This is a genomic window from Acidovorax sp. 62, from assembly GCF_002754495.1.
Taxonomy (GTDB): Bacteria; Pseudomonadota; Gammaproteobacteria; order Burkholderiales; family Burkholderiaceae_C; genus Acidovorax.
This window is the reverse complement of record NZ_PEFJ01000001.1, coordinates 111,532-126,676: the sequence shown is the minus strand read 5'-3', so window position 1 is coordinate 126,676 and position 15,145 is coordinate 111,532. Positions and strand designations below refer to the sequence as shown.

The following is a 15,145-nucleotide window of genomic DNA, read 5'->3' as shown; positions in this document are numbered from 1 at the left end:
AGAGAACCTACGCAAAGAATGCGCCAATATCCGCCAATCCCAGGGGGCTGGATAGCAAAAAAATGGAACTACTTGATCACAATTCAGAATGAAGTGCCTGAAAATTGCAGAGCTGCCAGCGCTTGATACATGAGCGCTGCGACCCAAAACAGTGCACAGGCCGCACACGCCGCTCATTCCCCCTGCGCATGATCCACGCAATCACCCCACATGACCCTGCTGCGCCGTACCTTCCTACCCTCCACCGCCGACCTGCTGGCCTTTGAGGCCGCCGCCCGCCACCAGAGCGTGTCGCGTGCGGCCGAAGAGCTGCACCTCACCCAAAGTGCCGTGTCGCGCCAGATCCGCCAACTGGAGGAGCAGATTGGCACCGCACTCTTTCACCGCGTACGCCAGCGCGTGGTGCTGACCGACGCGGGCCGCGTCTACGCGGCCGATGTGCAAAACGTGCTGCAGCAACTGTCGGCCAGCACACAAAAGGCCATGGCGTTTTCCAGCGCCGACGGTTTGCTCAACCTGGCCGTGCTGCCCACGCTGGGCACGCGCTGGCTCATCCCGCGCCTACCGCGCTTCATGGCGCTGCACCCGGACGTGACAGTCAACTTTTCTGCCCGCACCGAGCCCTTTGACTTTGCAGGCACCCCGTTCGACGCCGCCATCCACTTCGGCGCGCCGCATTGGGCGGGCGCCGTGTGCCAATACCTGATGCACGAAGAAGTGGTGCCCGTGTGCAGCCCCGGCTATCAAAACCAGCACGGCATACACACCCCGCAAGACATCGCCCGCGTGGTGCTGCTGCAGCAAAGCACCCGCCCCACCCAATGGGCCGAATGGTTTGAACGGGTGGGCGCCCCCACCAACCTGGCACTGCGCGGCCCCCGGTCCGAACAGTTCGCCATGATCGCCCAAGCCGCCGTCTCCGGCCTGGGCGCCGCCCTGCTCCCCCGCTTCCTGATCGAACCCGAGCTGGCCGCAGGCAGCCTGGTAGAGCTATCGACCACCGTGCTGACCAGCAGCGACGACGCGTACTACTTGGTGTACCCGGAGACACGCGCACAGACGCCGTTGGTGAAGGCGTTCAGGGATTGGGTGGTGGGGGAGTGTGGGGGGCAAAGGCAGGCGGCGTAAGTCAGGCCATCCAGCGCCGCGGGGTGAGGCGCCGATGAAACAATGCGGGTACCCGCTACAGAGTCCTCAAGTATTGCGAAGCGAACGCAATGCTTCAAAAGCTGCAGCCATTTGAGCAGGATTCATCCCTTGCGCGCGGCGTCGCAGCATGAGCTGATCGAATCGCGCATCCAAATCGGGCACCCCGGCGCAATGCGCCAAGGCGAGATTGGCGAGATAGGCCCTGACATAGATGGGATGGCGAGGCTCTGCCAGGTCATACGCGAGGAAATCTTCCCGCGTTTTGCATTGATCGAGAACAGGCACCAACTCGGCCTGCAGCCAACTAGCCAGCGCGGACAAAAAGCGGTCCAGTCCGGCCACCCCCGAGGCGAGGTAGCCGCGAGATGTCGGCTTCGCAGGCGAGAAGCGGTGCAGGAAGGCGTTTATTTGCGGAGTGTCCACAACCTCGAAGGGAATGCGGGTCTGCGGCGCACAGATTTTGGCCACCGGCTCGGGCAACACTGGCGTAATGCTGCAAAACAAACTCGCAACATAGTCGCTGGCCGCGTCCCCCCTCCACTCGACCAAAATGCACTGCTCGCCCAACAGCGTGTGCCGTACCAGCTGCGTCAGCACCTGATTACCGCGCGGCGGTGGCGTTTCCAAAACAAAACCATGGGGCTGCAATCGAGGCAAAACAAGCGCCCGAAAGCGCCCTTGCACGTCGATCAACCCCGACGGCACGGGCGGCGCAGCAATCGGCCGATGAACCAGGCGCTCACGGCCCGCCTCGGAAAGCCGCCAGGGCCCAGGCACAAAGCACTCCCCGGCCTGCTCGTCATAAACGCTCAGCCCCAAAGCCACCGCCTCATCGATCAGGTGCGGATAGAAGTTGTCAGGCAATGTGCTGGCCAGCCCCAACGACCAGACCATTTCGTCAAGAACACCATTCGGCGCATCCAGCGTCCAGTGAGACGCAAGTTCCGGCATGAAGGCGTGAATGCGTCGCGCAAGCTCTACAAACCGCGGGTTAGATGGAGCGGGCTGATCGACCTGCCGAGCCAGGACTGCCTGCGCCTCCATCCAGGTAGCCGGGGTGGGTTGATCCCACAGGTGAATGACGTAACTCATAAAAACTCCTCTCTTCGCGGGATTTTCCTATCGCCGACGAGACGTGCCTGCGGAAACCGCGCAAAGCATCAGGTGATGCGGTATTTGGCCGCCAGACATAGCCCATCCGCACCCTGCTGCAGTCAATACCCGGTTCCTTCCCTTTCGCTCCGCACCGTCCCCTCCGTCCAACGTGGGTCGCCACGTCCCCTCACAAATGCCTCAACAAATACCCCAACCCGGTATTCGCCACCAGCCCCACCAACACCAGCCCTCCAGCCACCACGGCTGCACGACCCGCGCCTAACCCCGCGCGCTCGCGCACCCAATGCCACTCGGCGACAAAAAACCACAGCAACGCCAGGAGTGCAAGCCCCACTCCGGCAGCGGAGAGCAGCCCACCCGACAGTGCGAACGTGGTGCTGATCGACATGGCCATTGCAAACGGTGCCACCAGGTAGCACTGCTCATAAAACGGGTTGCGCAGGTTGACGCGGTGGATGGGCTGGCGGCTGTGGCGCATGTACCAGACGGCGCCCGCCAAAGACCAGATTCCAAACGCCATGGTGCGGTACAGCAGCAGGTTTTGCTCGGAGTTGAGCAGAGCGCCTGCCAGCCTGCCCATCTCTGCGTTGCCCTGTTTGCGCAGGGCCAGGTCGAACACATGGGACACCAGCACGCACAGGATGAGCAGCAGTGGCGGGCTGATGGCGTCGCCGTAGCGGTCGTCGCCTTCGCGGGTTTGTTCGGCCCGTACGTAGGCCACCATCTGGCGCGGGCGCAGCAGAATGCGCAACAGGGTTTTGGGCAGCAAGATCAGCCAGATCAGTGCCTCGTACACAAAGTCTTCAAATGACTTGAGGATCTTGAGAAAGTCCACAGGAGCTCCTTGCGGCGGTGGGCAGGTTCAATGGCTCAGGCAGCATTGCGGGCCGAGGCCAGCACAAAGGCCATGATGGTCCAGTCGTTGGCAATGTGGGCGATGGTGCTGGCCCACAGGTTGCGGGTGTAGATGAAGACTGCCGTCAGCACCAGGCGCGCAGTGCCAATGACCAGCAGGGCCTGGCCCACATGCCATTGGTAGGTGGGCAGGTGCAGTGCGCCAAATACCAGCGCCGTAACCACCCATGCCGCGGCCACGGCCCAACGGGCGGGCATGCCAGCATGGTGCAGCAAGGCCACGGTGGCCAGCAGGGGCAGGATGGTGACCAGTTCTTCGCCCAGCAGTTGCACGGCTACCAGGGCGAGGTGCGCTATCAGCTGCCCAAGAGGCAGAGTAGCCAGGGTGTTGAGGCCTGGGTTGCCACTGAGGTGCGATTCACCCAACGCGTATAGCGCCACCAGCGCGGGCAAGCCGATCACCAGCGGCACCGCGGCCAGCCCCAGCGCCACATCGCGCCAGCGGGGTCGCCTGAACAGCGCCACCCATGCCGGGCCCACCGCCCATCGCAGCCCCGCCCACTGCACGCCCACAAACAGCAGCGCGGCCAAAGCGCCACCCCACAGGTCCGGCAACCAGCGGGGCACTGCCACCAACAGCGCAAAGGCCGCTGCGCTGGCGGCCCACAACTGCGCGCTGCTGCGCGTGGTCAGCGGCACGGGGTTGCCAAAGCTATAGGGCAGGTCGGACTCGATAGATGCAGGCGTGGTGGTGCGGGTCAAGGTGGCCTCCCTGGGTGCGCAATAAAACAGCAAGCCAAAACAGGCTTGCGTTGGTGGGCGCTAGGTTACCCGGCCTTGGCATTGGCGGCGCAAGACACAGGTCCGCGCGCTAGGCACCGTGCGCAGCCGCAGCACGCACCATCAGCTGGTAGATGCGCCCTGTGGTCGGCTCCACACACTCCACCACACGGGTGAAACCAAGGCGGCGGTAGAACGGCACGCTCAGCGGGTTGAAGGTTTCCAGATAGCAAGCGGCGCCCGCATGGTCTGCCCTGGCCAGGGTGGACGACAACAGCCGCTGTGCAAGCCCCTGGCCGCGCGCGGTGGAGTGCACGCCCAATATGGACAGATACCACGCGTTGTGCAAATCGGCGGGCACTTGCGCTTCCATGGCGGCGCAGATGCGCTCGTAGTGGTCAAACCCGCGCGGGCCCAGCAGCTGGCGCAGGCTGCCGGTGCGCACCGCGCTGTGATGTGCCCTGTCTGCGGCTGACGCGTGAGGCGTGATCCACAGCGCGGCGCCGTGGGGGTCAGCCACCTGCACATCGCCCACGGCACGGGCTTCATCCATGGCCAGCGCGCAGTAGTGGGCCAGCACCTGCAAACGACGATCAGGATCAGTAGCGTGGTCGATGGTGACGGCTTGGTAGAAAGGGTCGTCCAACAGCGCCTCGGCCAGTGCTGCGCAGACGTGGGGGTGGGCTATCAAAGAGGGCGAATCGGGCATCGTTGCGGTGGGCATGGTCAGCGTTGTTGTCATGGTCATGGTGTGCTGGGCCAGCGTTTCGCTTATTTATTCCTGCCCTGCGGGCTGGATGGCGTGATCGGAGCGCACGCTCGACAGGCTTTGCGCAGGCCGCCGCAGCGTCGCATCAAACGGATTGATCTTCGGCCCAATTGCCGCGGCCTCGCGCTTGAGCAGCTCCACCACCGTCGGCAAGCGATCATCGTTCAAGCGCGCTGAGATGGTGCCCACACTCAGCGCCGCCACCGCGCGGCCTTCGCGGTCCAAGATCGGCACGGCCACACCGGCCATGCCTTCGAGCAAGCCGGTATTGCGGCCCGCGTAGCCCAGCTGGCGCACCCGCTCGATTTCGGTACGCAGGTACACCTCGTCAAACACACCGTACTCGCGCACGCGCGACAAGTTGAAGCGGATGACCTCTTCGCGCTCGGCCTCGGGCAAAAACGCCAGGATGGCCAGGGCGCCCTGCCCCATGCCCAGGGCCACGCGGCCACCAATGTCGCCGGTGAACGAGCGGATGGGGAACGGGCCTTCGCTGCGGTCTAGGCACACGGCATCGAACCCGCTGCGCACCAAGAGAAAGATGCTGTCGCCCAGGCTGGCGCACAGGCGCAGCAGCGCGGGGCGGCACAGGCTGCGCAGGTCGCCAGGGTTGCCTGCTTTGGCGGCCAATGCGAAGAAGTCCATGCTCAGTCGGTAGAGCTTGCTGCGCTCGTCCTGCTCGACCATGCCCTCTGCCACCAGCGATTGCAGCAAACGGTGCGTGGTGCCCTGCGTCAGGCCCACGGCACGCGCCAATTGGGTGACTCGCCCGCCCTCGGCCTGCAAGGCCGACAGGGCCCGGATGACGGCAAACACCCGGGGTACGCCGCCTGAAGCGATGGGTGCGGTTGATGCTGCTTCCATACCTCGCTCCTGTGGAATTGCTTGTTCAAACTAAAGGCATCATATTTCATTGAACGGAATAAATTCAATAAAACTTCCGTTTAATGGAATACCCGAAGCGTTCTGGTTTGTTTATTGCAATAGATTCAATTGAAACAAGCGGCTGCTTCAATCTTTGTGCAGTGCATGCACCACCCCGGTGCAAACACCCCAAAGGCCCGCAGCCCCTCCATGCAACTCCACAGCAGGTGGCACGCACCGCCCCCAGGCAACCCGTGCGATGCCACCACCGGAAAGGCTTTCGCCATGTCGTTTCTCAAGCTCACGGATGTGACCAAGTTCTATGGCAGCACCTGCGCGGTGCAGGCCATGAACCTCACGGTGCAAAAGGGTGAATTTGTGTCGCTGCTCGGGCCCTCGGGCTGCGGCAAGACGACCACGCTGCAGATGGTGGCGGGGTTTGAGCCCGTGACCAGCGGGCGCATTGAGCTCGATGGCAAGGACATCACCCACGCCAAGGCCAACACGCGCGGCCTGGGCATCGTGTTCCAGAGCTATGCCCTCTTCCCCCACATGACGGTGGCGGCCAACGTGAGCTTTGGGCTGGAAATGCGCAAGGTGCCCAAGGCCGAGCGCGCCGAGCGCGTGGCCCAGGCGCTGGCCCTGGTGCACCTGGAAAAGCACGCCACGCGCTACCCCCGCGAGCTGTCGGGCGGCCAGCGCCAACGGGTGGCCCTGGCACGTGCGCTGGTGATCGAGCCGCCCGTGCTGCTGCTGGACGAGCCCCTGTCCAACCTCGACGCCAAGCTGCGTGAGGAGATGCAGTTTGAGCTGCGGCAGATTCAGCGCAAGGTGGGCACCACCACCATCATGGTCACGCACGACCAGAGCGAGGCCATGTCCATCAGCGACCGTGTGGTGGTGATGGAGGCCGGCCGCGCCACGCAGATCGACCACCCCCACCGCGTGTACGAACACCCGCGCACGCGCTTTATCTCCACCTTTGTGGGCAAGGCCAACCTGTTGCCGGGCAAGGTAACGCATGCCAATGGCACCCACACGCATGTGGCCGTGGGTGGGCTGACGGTGGAAATCAACGGTGCCCGCTACCGCCCCGGCGCCGCCGTGCTGCTGAGCGTGCGGCCTGAAAAGGTGCAACTGGTACCCGCCGTGCAGGGCCGGCTCGATGGTGAGGTGTGCGAGCGCTTCTTTTTGGGAAGCCAGTGGCTGTACCGCGTGGGCACGCCCGTGGGCGACCTGATGGTGCTGGCACCCAACGACGGCCGCGCCGCGCTGGCCGAGGGCGAGCGCACTGGCGTGGACTGGCCCGACCACTGCATGCGCCTGCTGCCCGCCGATGAAACCGCCCTGGCCGAGCTGGAGGCCGAAGACACCGCCGCCGAGGTGGCGCCATGAGCCTGGCCACCACCTTGCTGCACAAAAAGGCTGCGCCCTGGTGGCTGTCCGGCCCGGCGCTGGTGCTGTTCACGGTGTTGCTGCTGGTGCCGCTGGCGCTCACGGCCGTGCTGTCGTTCAACGCGTTCGACCCGGCCACCGGGGTGAAGGCGGGTGAGTTCACGCTGGAGCATTACGCCCATGTGTTCACCGATTCGTATTACCACACGATCTTCTGGCGCACGTTCTGGATTGCGGGGCTGGTCACGCTGATCTGCGTGGCCATTGGCGCACCCGAGGCCTACATCCTGAGCCGCATGGGCAACCCGTGGCGCTCCATCCTGCTGCTGGTGGTGCTGGCACCGCTGCTGGTGTCGGTGGTGGTGCGCGCCTTTGGCTGGAGCATGCTGCTGGGCCCCGAGGGGCTGGTGAATGGCGCGCTGCAGCTTGTTGGCATCGGCCCGGTAAAGATGCTCTACACCGAGATCGCGGTGGTCATCGCCCTGGTGCATGTGATGCTGCCCTTCATGGTGATCCCCGTGTGGACCTCGCTGCAGAAGCTGGACCCGGGTGTGGAAAACGCGGCACTGTCTCTGCAGGCCTCGCCCTTCACCACGCTGCGGCGCATTGTGTTGCCGCAGGTACTGCCTGGCATCCTGTCCGGCAGCCTCATCGTGTTCGGCCTGGCGGCCAGTTCGTTCGCCATTCCCGGCCTGCTGGGCGGGCGGCGGCTGAAGATGGTGGCCACGGTGGTGTACGACGAGTACCTACACGAACTGAACTGGCCCCTGGGCGCCGCGATTGCGCTGACGCTGCTGGTGGCCAACCTGGTGGTCATGCTGAGCTACAACCGATTGGTTGAAGGCCGCTACAAAAAATCTCTCGGGTGAGCACGATGCAAAAGAACGGCCCTCTCGCCCTCGCATTCAACGCGCTGGTCATCACCTTCATGCTCGCCCCCTTGCTGGTGGTGTGCATCGTGGCGTTCACGCCGCACAACACGCTGACGCTGCCCACCACCGAGTTCTCGCTGCGCTGGTTCAAGGCGGTGTTCGAGCATTCGGACTTTGTGCAGTCGTTCTGGAACAGCCTGTGGCTGGCGCTGGCATCGGCCACGCTGGCCACAGTGCTGGCCGTGCCTGCGGGCATTGCCATCACGCGCTACGAGTTTGCGGGGCGCGGCTTTCTCAACGGCCTGTTTCTGTCGCCACTGATCATTCCGCATCTGGTGCTGGGTGTGGCCCTGCTGCGCCTGTTTGCGCTGCTGGGCGGCACGGGCAGCTTTGGCTGGCTGGTGTTTGCGCATGCGCTCATCGTCACGCCTTACACCCTGCGGCTGGTGGTGGCGGCACTGGTGGGGTTTGACCGCAGTGCCGAGCATGCAGCCCTGTCGCTGGGCGCCAGCCAGGCCACGGTGTTCACGCGCATCACGTTGCCGATGATCCTGCCCGGCGTGACCGGCGGCTGGATGCTGGCCTTCATCAACAGCTTTGACGAAGTGACCATGTCGATCTTTGTCACCTCACCCAGCACGGTGACGCTGCCGGTGCGCATGTACATGTACGCCACCGAGTCGATTGACCCGCTGATGGCGGCGGTCTCGGCACTGATGGTGGCCCTGACGGCCTGCGCGATGGTGATTCTCGACCGGGTGTATGGACTCGATCGCGTTCTGGTCGGCCGGAAATAAATGAGCACCGCAACCATGAGTTCCAGCCAACCTCTGCTCCACCGCGTGGCCGAAAAAGACCGCGCGCCCGTGCCCTTCTTGCTCGATGGGGAGACCGCCACGGCGCTCGAAGGCGACACGGTGCTCACGGCCATCCTCACCCACCGCGCCCAATTGCGCCGCAACGAGTTCAGCCATGAGCCGCGCGCAGGCTTTTGCCTGATGGGCGCGTGCCAGGACTGCTGGGTGCAAACCGCCACGGGCGAACGCCTACGGTCTTGCGCCACCTTCATCCAGGCAGGCATGCAGCTGACCACCGGAGCGCCCGCATGACCGCCCCCACCTTGCAACCCGTGATTGTGGGCGCAGGCCCTGCGGGCATTCGCGCCGCGCAAACCCTGGTGGCGCATGGCGTGCGGCCCGTGGTGATGGACGAGGCCGCGCGTGGCGGCGGGCAAATCTACCGCCGCCCACCGGCCCACTTTGCCCGCAACGCGCAAACGCTGTACGGCACCGAAGCATCACGCGCCACGGCGCTACACAGCAGCTTCGATGGACTGCGCGCCCACATCGACTACCAACCCGACAGCCTGGTGTGGAACGCCCAGAGCGGCCTGCTGGACGTGCTGCACGGCCCCACGCAGACCACGCATACGGTGCCCTACGGCCAGCTCATTGTGGCCAGCGGTGCCACCGACCGCGTGCTGCCCGTGCCAGGCTGGACGCTGCCTGGCGTGTACACGCTGGGTGGCACTCAAGTGGCGCTGAAGTTCCAGGGCTGCACCATCGGCCGCAACGTGGTGCTGATGGGCACCGGACCGCTGCTGTATCTGGTGGCCTACCAATATGCCAAGGCGGGTGCAAAGGCTGGGGTGAAGGTCGCGGCAGTGCTGGACACCGCCCGCTTTGCCGACCAACTGGCCGCCCTGCCCGGCATGCTGACGCAGCCTGCCGTGCTGGCCAAAGGGATGTACTACGTGGGCTGGCTGCGCGCGCACGGCGTGGCGGTGCACACCGGCGTGCGGCCTGTTCGCGTGGAGGGCGAAACACGGGTCAATGCCGTGGTGTGGACCGACGGCCAGAACGAGCACACCGTGCCCTGCGATGCCGTGGGCTTTGGCTACGCCCTGCGGTCCGAAACCCAACTGGCAGACCTGCTGGGCTGCCGCTTTGCCTGGGCGCCCATGCACCGCGCCCACCTGCCCGAGCGCGACAGCGCAGGGCGCACCAGCGTGGCCGGCGTGTACCTGGCGGGGGATGGCGCGGGCATCATGGGCGCCGATGCGGCCGAATGGGCGGGTGAGCGCGCTGCGCTGGCGCTGCTGGCCGACCACAGTGTGAAGGTGGGCACTGCACGCGCGGCGGAACTGGAACGCAAACTGACGAATCTGATGCCCTTCCGGCAAGGGCTGGAGCGCGCCTTCCCCTTCCCCACAGATTGGGCAACGCACGCCCCCGATGCGCTGGTGGTCTGCCGCTGCGAGAACATCACGGCAGGCGAGCTACGCGCCTGCGCCCACGATGCGGGGGCCGACGAAATGAACCGACTCAAGGCCCAGACCCGCGTGGGCATGGGCCGCTGCCAGGGCCGCATGTGCGGTGTGGCCGCTGCAGAAATCCTGGCCCACGCCACAGGCAAGCCGATTGACACGGTAGGACGGCTGCGCGGACAGGCGCCGATCAAGCCTATTCCCATCCACCTGCAAGCCCAGGCGGAGGCCAGCGCATGACCGCCACCCGAACCATCGACACCGACGTTGCCATTGTGGGCGGCGGCATCATGGGTGCATCGGCCGCACTGGCACTGCGCCGCAAAGGTGTGGCGGTGGTGCTGCTGGAGCGCGACCTGTGCGGCTCGCGCTCCAGCGGCGTGAACTACGGCGGCGTGCGCCGCCAGGGCCGCCCTGTGAGCCAGCTGCCGCTGGCGCAGCGCGCCCACCAGGTGTGGGCCGACCTGCCCGCGCTGATTGGCACCGATGGCGAATACCAGCGCAGCGGGCACTTCAAGATTGGCCGGAGCGAAGCGGACATGGCCGCGCTGGAAGCCTACGCCAACCTGAGCCGCGACTTTGACCTGGGCATCCAGCTCATCTCGGGCGCCACGCTGCGCGAGCGCTGCCCTTGGCTGGGCGGGCGCGCCGTGGGTGGCTCGCTGTGCCCCGACGACGGTCAAGCCAACCCGCGCCTGGTGTCGCCCGCGTTTGCGCTGGCGGCCAGGCGCGCGGGTGCGCAGATTCTGGAGCGCACACCGATGACCTCGGTGGAGCACGACGGGCAGCTGTTCACCGTGCGCTCGGGCACCACCGTGGCGGTGCGTGCGCCCGTGCTCATCAACTGCGCTGGTGCCTGGGCCGGTGCGCTGGCCGCGCAGTTTGGCGAGGCCGTGCCCATTCACTCCGGCCACCCCGCCATGGCGGTTACCGAGCCCCTGCCCTTTTTCATGCACTGGAGCCTGGGTGTGGAGGGCGGCGGCATCTACTGCCGACAGGTGGCGCGCGGCAATCTGGTGCTGGGCGGCGGCGCAGGTGTGGCGCTGGATGCCGACCGCGCCCGCTCCGAGCGCAGCGCCATCGCGACCCTGGCAGTGCAGGCGGTGGAGCTGCTGCCCGCCCTCAAGAACGCGCACTTCATTCGCACCTGGAGCGGCACCGAAGGCTATCTGCCTGACCGCCAGCCGGTGCTGGGCAAGAGCCACACCACGCCCGGCCTGATCCATGGCTTTGGCTTTGCCGGTGCGGGCTTTCAGATTGGCCCCGGCGTGGGTGAGGTGCTGGCCGAGCTGGCCCGCGATGGCCGCAGCACCACGCCGATTGATGCCTTTGCGATTGAGCGATTTCTCCCAACGACGGTGGCTGACGTGGCCAGCACTGCCGCTGCCCACTGACCCCGTTTGCCACCGACAAAACTCCCCTCCCCACCAGAAAGGAAACCACCATGACCTTCTCCCCCCGCTTTGCCAGCCGCACCCGCCGCGCCCTTGTGACGGCCGCCGCACTGACCGCCGTGGCCGCCGCAGGCACCGCCACCGCGCAGACCAAAACGCTGTACATCGGCATGAATGGCGGCACGATGGAGAAGGCGTACACGCAGTACGTGTTCCCGGCGTTTGAAAAGCTGCACGGTGCGAAGGTGGTGGTGGTGCCGGGCACTTCGTCCGACATCCTGGCCAAGGCCCAGGCCAACAAGGACAAGCCGCAGATGCACGTGATGTTTCTGGACGACGGCATCATGGTGCGCGCCATGGGCATGGGCCTGTGCGAAAAGCAAAAGCCCAACCCGCACCTGAACGACATCTACCCCGCCGCGCGCTTCAAGGACGACCTGGCCAGCGGCGTGAGCCTGGGCATGACGGGCATTGCCTACAACACCAAGATGTTTGCCGAAAAGGGTTGGCCAGCGCCCACCTCGTGGATGGACTTTGGGGACCCCAAGTTCAAGGGCAAGGTGGTGTTCCAGTCCATGCCGTCGTCGTCGTTCGGGCTGCACGGCTTTTTGATGTTCAACCGCATCCAGGGCGGCAACGACAAGAACGTGGAGCCAGGCTTCAACAACTGGGCCAAGACGATTGGCCCGAATGTGCTGGAGTACATCCCCAGCTCGGCCAAGATTTCGGAGATGGTGCAAACGGGTGAAGCGGCCCTCTTCCCACTCACCCCCACCGGCGTGGCGGCACTCAAGATCAAGGGCATTCCGGTGGAGTACGCCCAGCCCAAGGAGGGCTCGGTGGTGCTGCTCACGGCCCAGTGCGTGATCGCCAAGAACAGCGAGCCCGAACTGGCCCAGAAGCTGGCGGAATTTTTGCTGAGCCCCCTGGCACAGGCCAATGTGCTGCAGTTTGGCGCCCAAATCCCCACCAACCCGCAAGCGCCCGTGGTGGGTGATGGCGCCGAACAGGTGGGCAAGATCAACCAGTGGATGAAGAACGCCGTGACGCTGGACTGGGACAGCATCAACGCCAACCGCCCCGCCTGGAACGCGCGCTGGAACAAGACCATCGAGCGCTGACCCGCCGACGGCCGCTAAGCGCCATCACCATCGCCATCACCGGCCCTGCAGCGGCTACAGCGCGGCGCGTGGTGGCCAGCAATCCCTTTCAGTAATGCGCATGCGGCGCCGTGCCGCTGCCACTCGGCACCGCCGCAGCCGGGGCTGGCGCGGGGCGGCGTGGGCGCGGCACCACGCTCAGCTGCATCGTTTCAAGCACCGGGGCGGCCTGCACCTGCAGGCCCTTGCGGGGCAAATCCACCAACTGCTCGGCATGCCACACGCGCAGCTGGGCGGCCCCGTCGGGCACGCTGGCAAAGCGGGCAATGCCGTCGGCATCGGTCTTCAGCGTCCAGGCCGAGTCGGTCACAAACACATGCCCACGCATGGAGCCGTGCAGGTGGCAGCCCAGCAAGAACACGCCGGGGCTGCGCAGCGCAACATCCGCTGACTGGGCAGGCTGGCCGTCTTGCTTGCCCGCCAGCCGCAGTTCAAACCCTTCATTGGCCGCAGCCCCGGTGGGCACAGGCCCGGCGGCGTTTCCACGCACATGGTGGTCCCACCGGTCCTGGTTGGTGAAGCGGATGGTGGTGCCCGGCGCCACCACCGTGAGAGCGGGCACAAAGCGCATGCGCTCTTGTTCGATGGTGGGGCTGGCCTGCAACAGGCTGGGCGCGCTGCCGCCCGCTGCGGGGTACAGCACCACCACGGCATCGGGCACGGGCTTGCCATCCCTGTCCAGCACCTGGACTTGAACATTTCCGGCGCTAGCGCTTGATACACAAGCGCTAGCAGCTACAAAAAACATAGCAATAGACAATATTTTCATGGTGTCAACGCTGGGTAATGATGTCGCGGTGCATGGGCGCCAGCAGCGCCAACAGGCGGTTTTGCTGAGCGAACGGTATGCCCTGGGCGTGCATGGCGGCTTGCAGCACTTCCACCAAGGCATTGAAGTGGCCCTTGGTGATGTCCATGTCGGCATGGGCTGATTTCATGTCAGCGCCTTCATATTGGCAAGGCCCCCCGCTGATCTGGCAGATCTGGTCTGTGAGGCTCTCTTTGAGGGCTGCGGGCTTGGTGTCCTTAAAGTGCGCGCCAATGCGCGGGTCTTGGACGGCACGGTCCACAAAGTCGTCCATCAGCCGGGCGATGCCAGGCTTTTCGCCCAGCGCCTGGTACAGCCCGGCGGGGGCAGGCGCGGCGGCGCGTGCCATGGCTAGTGTGGCGGACGATTGTTGGGCGGTGGCGGGCAAGGCCAGCAGCAGGGCTGTGGCCAAAACCCAGGGGGAATGGTGGGTGTTCATGGTGTGCTCCGAAGGTGGGGTCGCGTGGATGGCAAAGCGAGCGAAAGCGGCTAGAACGCCACCTGGGCCGAGAGGTAGTAACCCGTCTGGCGCCGGTCACGGGTGACGCCGGGCACGATGCGGCCCAGGTCGACGTAGGCCAGCGTGAGCGATACGTTCTTGCTAGGCGCCCAGGCGATGAAGAGGTCCTTCCAGTCGTCCTCGCGCAGCGCAGCACCCAGGCCTGCCGCAGCGCCCAGCGCCTGCAGGTTGTTGGGTTTGAAGCGGTATTCGGCCCCCACGGCCAGGTTGGGCCGCAGCAGGTAGGCGATGGAGAACTCGGGCTGCAGGCTGCGGCGGTTTTTGCCAGGCGCTGCCGAGCCAAAGCCCAGCAGGCCGTTTTGGTTGGCGTTGGTGTAGCGCAGCGTGCCGTTGAGCAGCAGGCCCTGCCCCAGCAGCAGCTTGGTGGCGCTCACATACACATCGGTGCCGCTGGTTTGGGTGCCCAAAAAGTCGAGCACCGATTGCAGCGAACCCGGGCGCACCTGTTTGTGCTCCAGCCCCACGGCGATCTGCGGCATCCAGGTGTCGGCATCCAAAATAGCGTCGCCCGCCAGCTTCACCTTCAGGCCCAGCACATCCATCTGGATATGCTGGCCCGGCACCACGCCAAAGGGGGCAATGCCGTTCAAGGCAAAGGCGGGCGCGGCATCAAAGTCTTGCCGTGCCAGCGACAGCTCCACCCGGTCTTTGTAGCCCAGTGCCACGCCATAGCTGGTGAGAGCGTAGTCCTGCGTGCCCGCACGCGTGGCGTAGCTGCTCACGCCCAGCTCCCCCTCTGTGGCGTTGGTGCCAATCACCGCCCAGGGCGTGATGCCGCCGCCAGCACTGCCGGTGATGGAGCTGACGCCCCCGGTGAGCAGCAGCTTGCCCGTGTCGGCCTGGGCGGCGCCCGCTGCCAGTGCACCGGCAGTGAGGAGCAGGGGGAGAAGGTGTTTTTTCATCGAAAAGCTCCTGAAGCAAGGGCAGACAGGTTGAACCAAAGCAGGAAAGAGGCACTGCACATGCGAGTGCCCCGAGTTGGAGATTCGTTTCATAAAGATGCCGAGCATCGCCGCCATGCTGCGTTGCAAATCCTCGCGATCGCTACGGCTATCGCTGCGGTTTGCGCCTTGCCTGACGACGATTTCGACCTCTTTATTTCATCAACGAACTTCCAACGCAGGACACTAGGCACACCTCTTGAATACGCAAGCCAGCGCGGCATGGATTCAACGGGGCGCAAAAAAATAACGCCAG

16 protein-coding genes are annotated in these 15,145 nt (G+C 65.2%); 8 read left to right on the top strand and 8 right to left on the bottom strand.

Going from position 1 to position 15,145, the window contains the following annotated elements; genetic code table 11:
- Nucleotides 1-210 precede the first annotated feature (210 nt).
- A complete protein-coding gene (locus CLU86_RS00520; protein ID WP_199175070.1) occupies nt 211-1,128 on the top strand; it encodes a LysR substrate-binding domain-containing protein in 918 nt (305 codons plus the stop codon).
- Nucleotides 1,129-1,194: 66 nt separating this feature from the next.
- Here CLU86_RS00520 and CLU86_RS00515 read toward each other — a convergent pair whose 3' ends face one another.
- The 5 genes from CLU86_RS00515 to CLU86_RS00495 form a co-directional block, all read right to left on the bottom strand.
- On the bottom strand, nt 1,195-2,241 hold the full coding sequence (locus tag CLU86_RS00515; RefSeq protein ID WP_099740201.1) for a hypothetical protein: 1,047 nt from the start codon (nt 2,239-2,241) through the stop codon (nt 1,195-1,197).
- Between the two features lie 190 nt (nt 2,242-2,431).
- The gene (locus CLU86_RS00510; RefSeq protein ID WP_099740200.1) at nt 2,432-3,100 is read right to left on the bottom strand and encodes a hypothetical protein; all 669 of its coding nucleotides are present in this window, start codon (nt 3,098-3,100) and stop codon (nt 2,432-2,434) included.
- Nucleotides 3,101-3,135: 35 nt separating this feature from the next.
- Complete coding sequence (locus tag CLU86_RS00505; protein WP_158236285.1) at nt 3,136-3,882, bottom strand: type II CAAX prenyl endopeptidase Rce1 family protein; 747 nt, start codon at nt 3,880-3,882, stop codon at nt 3,136-3,138.
- A gap of 109 nt (nt 3,883-3,991) precedes the next feature.
- Nucleotides 3,992-4,648, bottom strand: a complete 657-nt coding sequence (locus CLU86_RS00500; protein WP_099740198.1) for an N-acetyltransferase — start codon at nt 4,646-4,648, stop codon at nt 3,992-3,994.
- Between the two features lie 27 nt (nt 4,649-4,675).
- Nucleotides 4,676-5,533 carry an IclR family transcriptional regulator gene (locus CLU86_RS00495; RefSeq protein ID WP_099740197.1) on the bottom strand — a complete coding sequence of 286 codons (858 nt, stop codon included), beginning with the start codon at nt 5,531-5,533 and terminating at the stop codon, nt 4,676-4,678.
- 285 nt (nt 5,534-5,818) lie between these two features.
- On the opposite strand from CLU86_RS00495, the gene CLU86_RS00490 reads away from it, so the two are divergent.
- Genes CLU86_RS00490 through CLU86_RS00460 form a run of 7 tightly spaced genes read left to right on the top strand, consistent with a single transcriptional unit; the run spans nt 5,819 to nt 12,581 of the window.
- Nucleotides 5,819-6,928, top strand: a complete 1,110-nt coding sequence (locus CLU86_RS00490; protein ID WP_099740196.1) for an ABC transporter ATP-binding protein — start codon at nt 5,819-5,821, stop codon at nt 6,926-6,928.
- Nucleotides 6,925-7,797, top strand: coding sequence for an ABC transporter permease (locus CLU86_RS00485; protein WP_099740195.1), 873 nt, complete (start codon nt 6,925-6,927; stop codon nt 7,795-7,797). The genes CLU86_RS00490 and CLU86_RS00485 overlap by 4 nt, the downstream gene beginning before the upstream one ends.
- 5 nt (nt 7,798-7,802) lie before the next feature.
- Nucleotides 7,803-8,597 (top strand): ABC transporter permease, encoded by a 795-nt coding sequence (locus CLU86_RS00480; protein ID WP_056061258.1) that lies wholly within the window; start codon nt 7,803-7,805, stop codon nt 8,595-8,597.
- 15 nt (nt 8,598-8,612) lie between these two features.
- The gene (locus CLU86_RS00475) at nt 8,613-8,909 is read left to right on the top strand and encodes a (2Fe-2S)-binding protein (protein ID WP_233194715.1); all 297 of its coding nucleotides are present in this window, start codon (nt 8,613-8,615) and stop codon (nt 8,907-8,909) included.
- Nucleotides 8,906-10,306 carry an NAD(P)/FAD-dependent oxidoreductase gene (locus CLU86_RS00470; protein ID WP_099740193.1) on the top strand — a complete coding sequence of 467 codons (1,401 nt, stop codon included), beginning with the start codon at nt 8,906-8,908 and terminating at the stop codon, nt 10,304-10,306. The genes CLU86_RS00475 and CLU86_RS00470 overlap by 4 nt, the downstream gene beginning before the upstream one ends.
- A complete protein-coding gene (locus tag CLU86_RS00465; protein WP_099740192.1) occupies nt 10,303-11,460 on the top strand; it encodes an FAD-binding oxidoreductase in 1,158 nt (385 codons plus the stop codon). The genes CLU86_RS00470 and CLU86_RS00465 overlap by 4 nt, the downstream gene beginning before the upstream one ends.
- A 50-nt stretch (nt 11,461-11,510) precedes the next feature.
- Nucleotides 11,511-12,581 carry an ABC transporter substrate-binding protein gene (locus tag CLU86_RS00460; RefSeq protein WP_099740191.1) on the top strand — a complete coding sequence of 357 codons (1,071 nt, stop codon included), beginning with the start codon at nt 11,511-11,513 and terminating at the stop codon, nt 12,579-12,581.
- Nucleotides 12,582-12,669: 88 nt separating this feature from the next.
- Here CLU86_RS00460 and CLU86_RS00455 read toward each other — a convergent pair whose 3' ends face one another.
- From CLU86_RS00455 to CLU86_RS00445, 3 genes are read right to left on the bottom strand one after another with little or no spacing between them, the layout of a single operon-like run.
- Nucleotides 12,670-13,389 (bottom strand): plastocyanin, encoded by a 720-nt coding sequence (locus CLU86_RS00455; protein WP_369803794.1) that lies wholly within the window; start codon nt 13,387-13,389, stop codon nt 12,670-12,672.
- Between the two features lie 4 nt (nt 13,390-13,393).
- A complete protein-coding gene (locus CLU86_RS00450; RefSeq protein WP_099740189.1) occupies nt 13,394-13,867 on the bottom strand; it encodes a group 1 truncated hemoglobin in 474 nt (157 codons plus the stop codon).
- Between the two features lie 50 nt (nt 13,868-13,917).
- A complete protein-coding gene (locus CLU86_RS00445; protein ID WP_099740188.1) occupies nt 13,918-14,850 on the bottom strand; it encodes a DUF3034 family protein in 933 nt (310 codons plus the stop codon).
- Between the last annotated feature and the right edge of the window lie 295 nt (nt 14,851-15,145).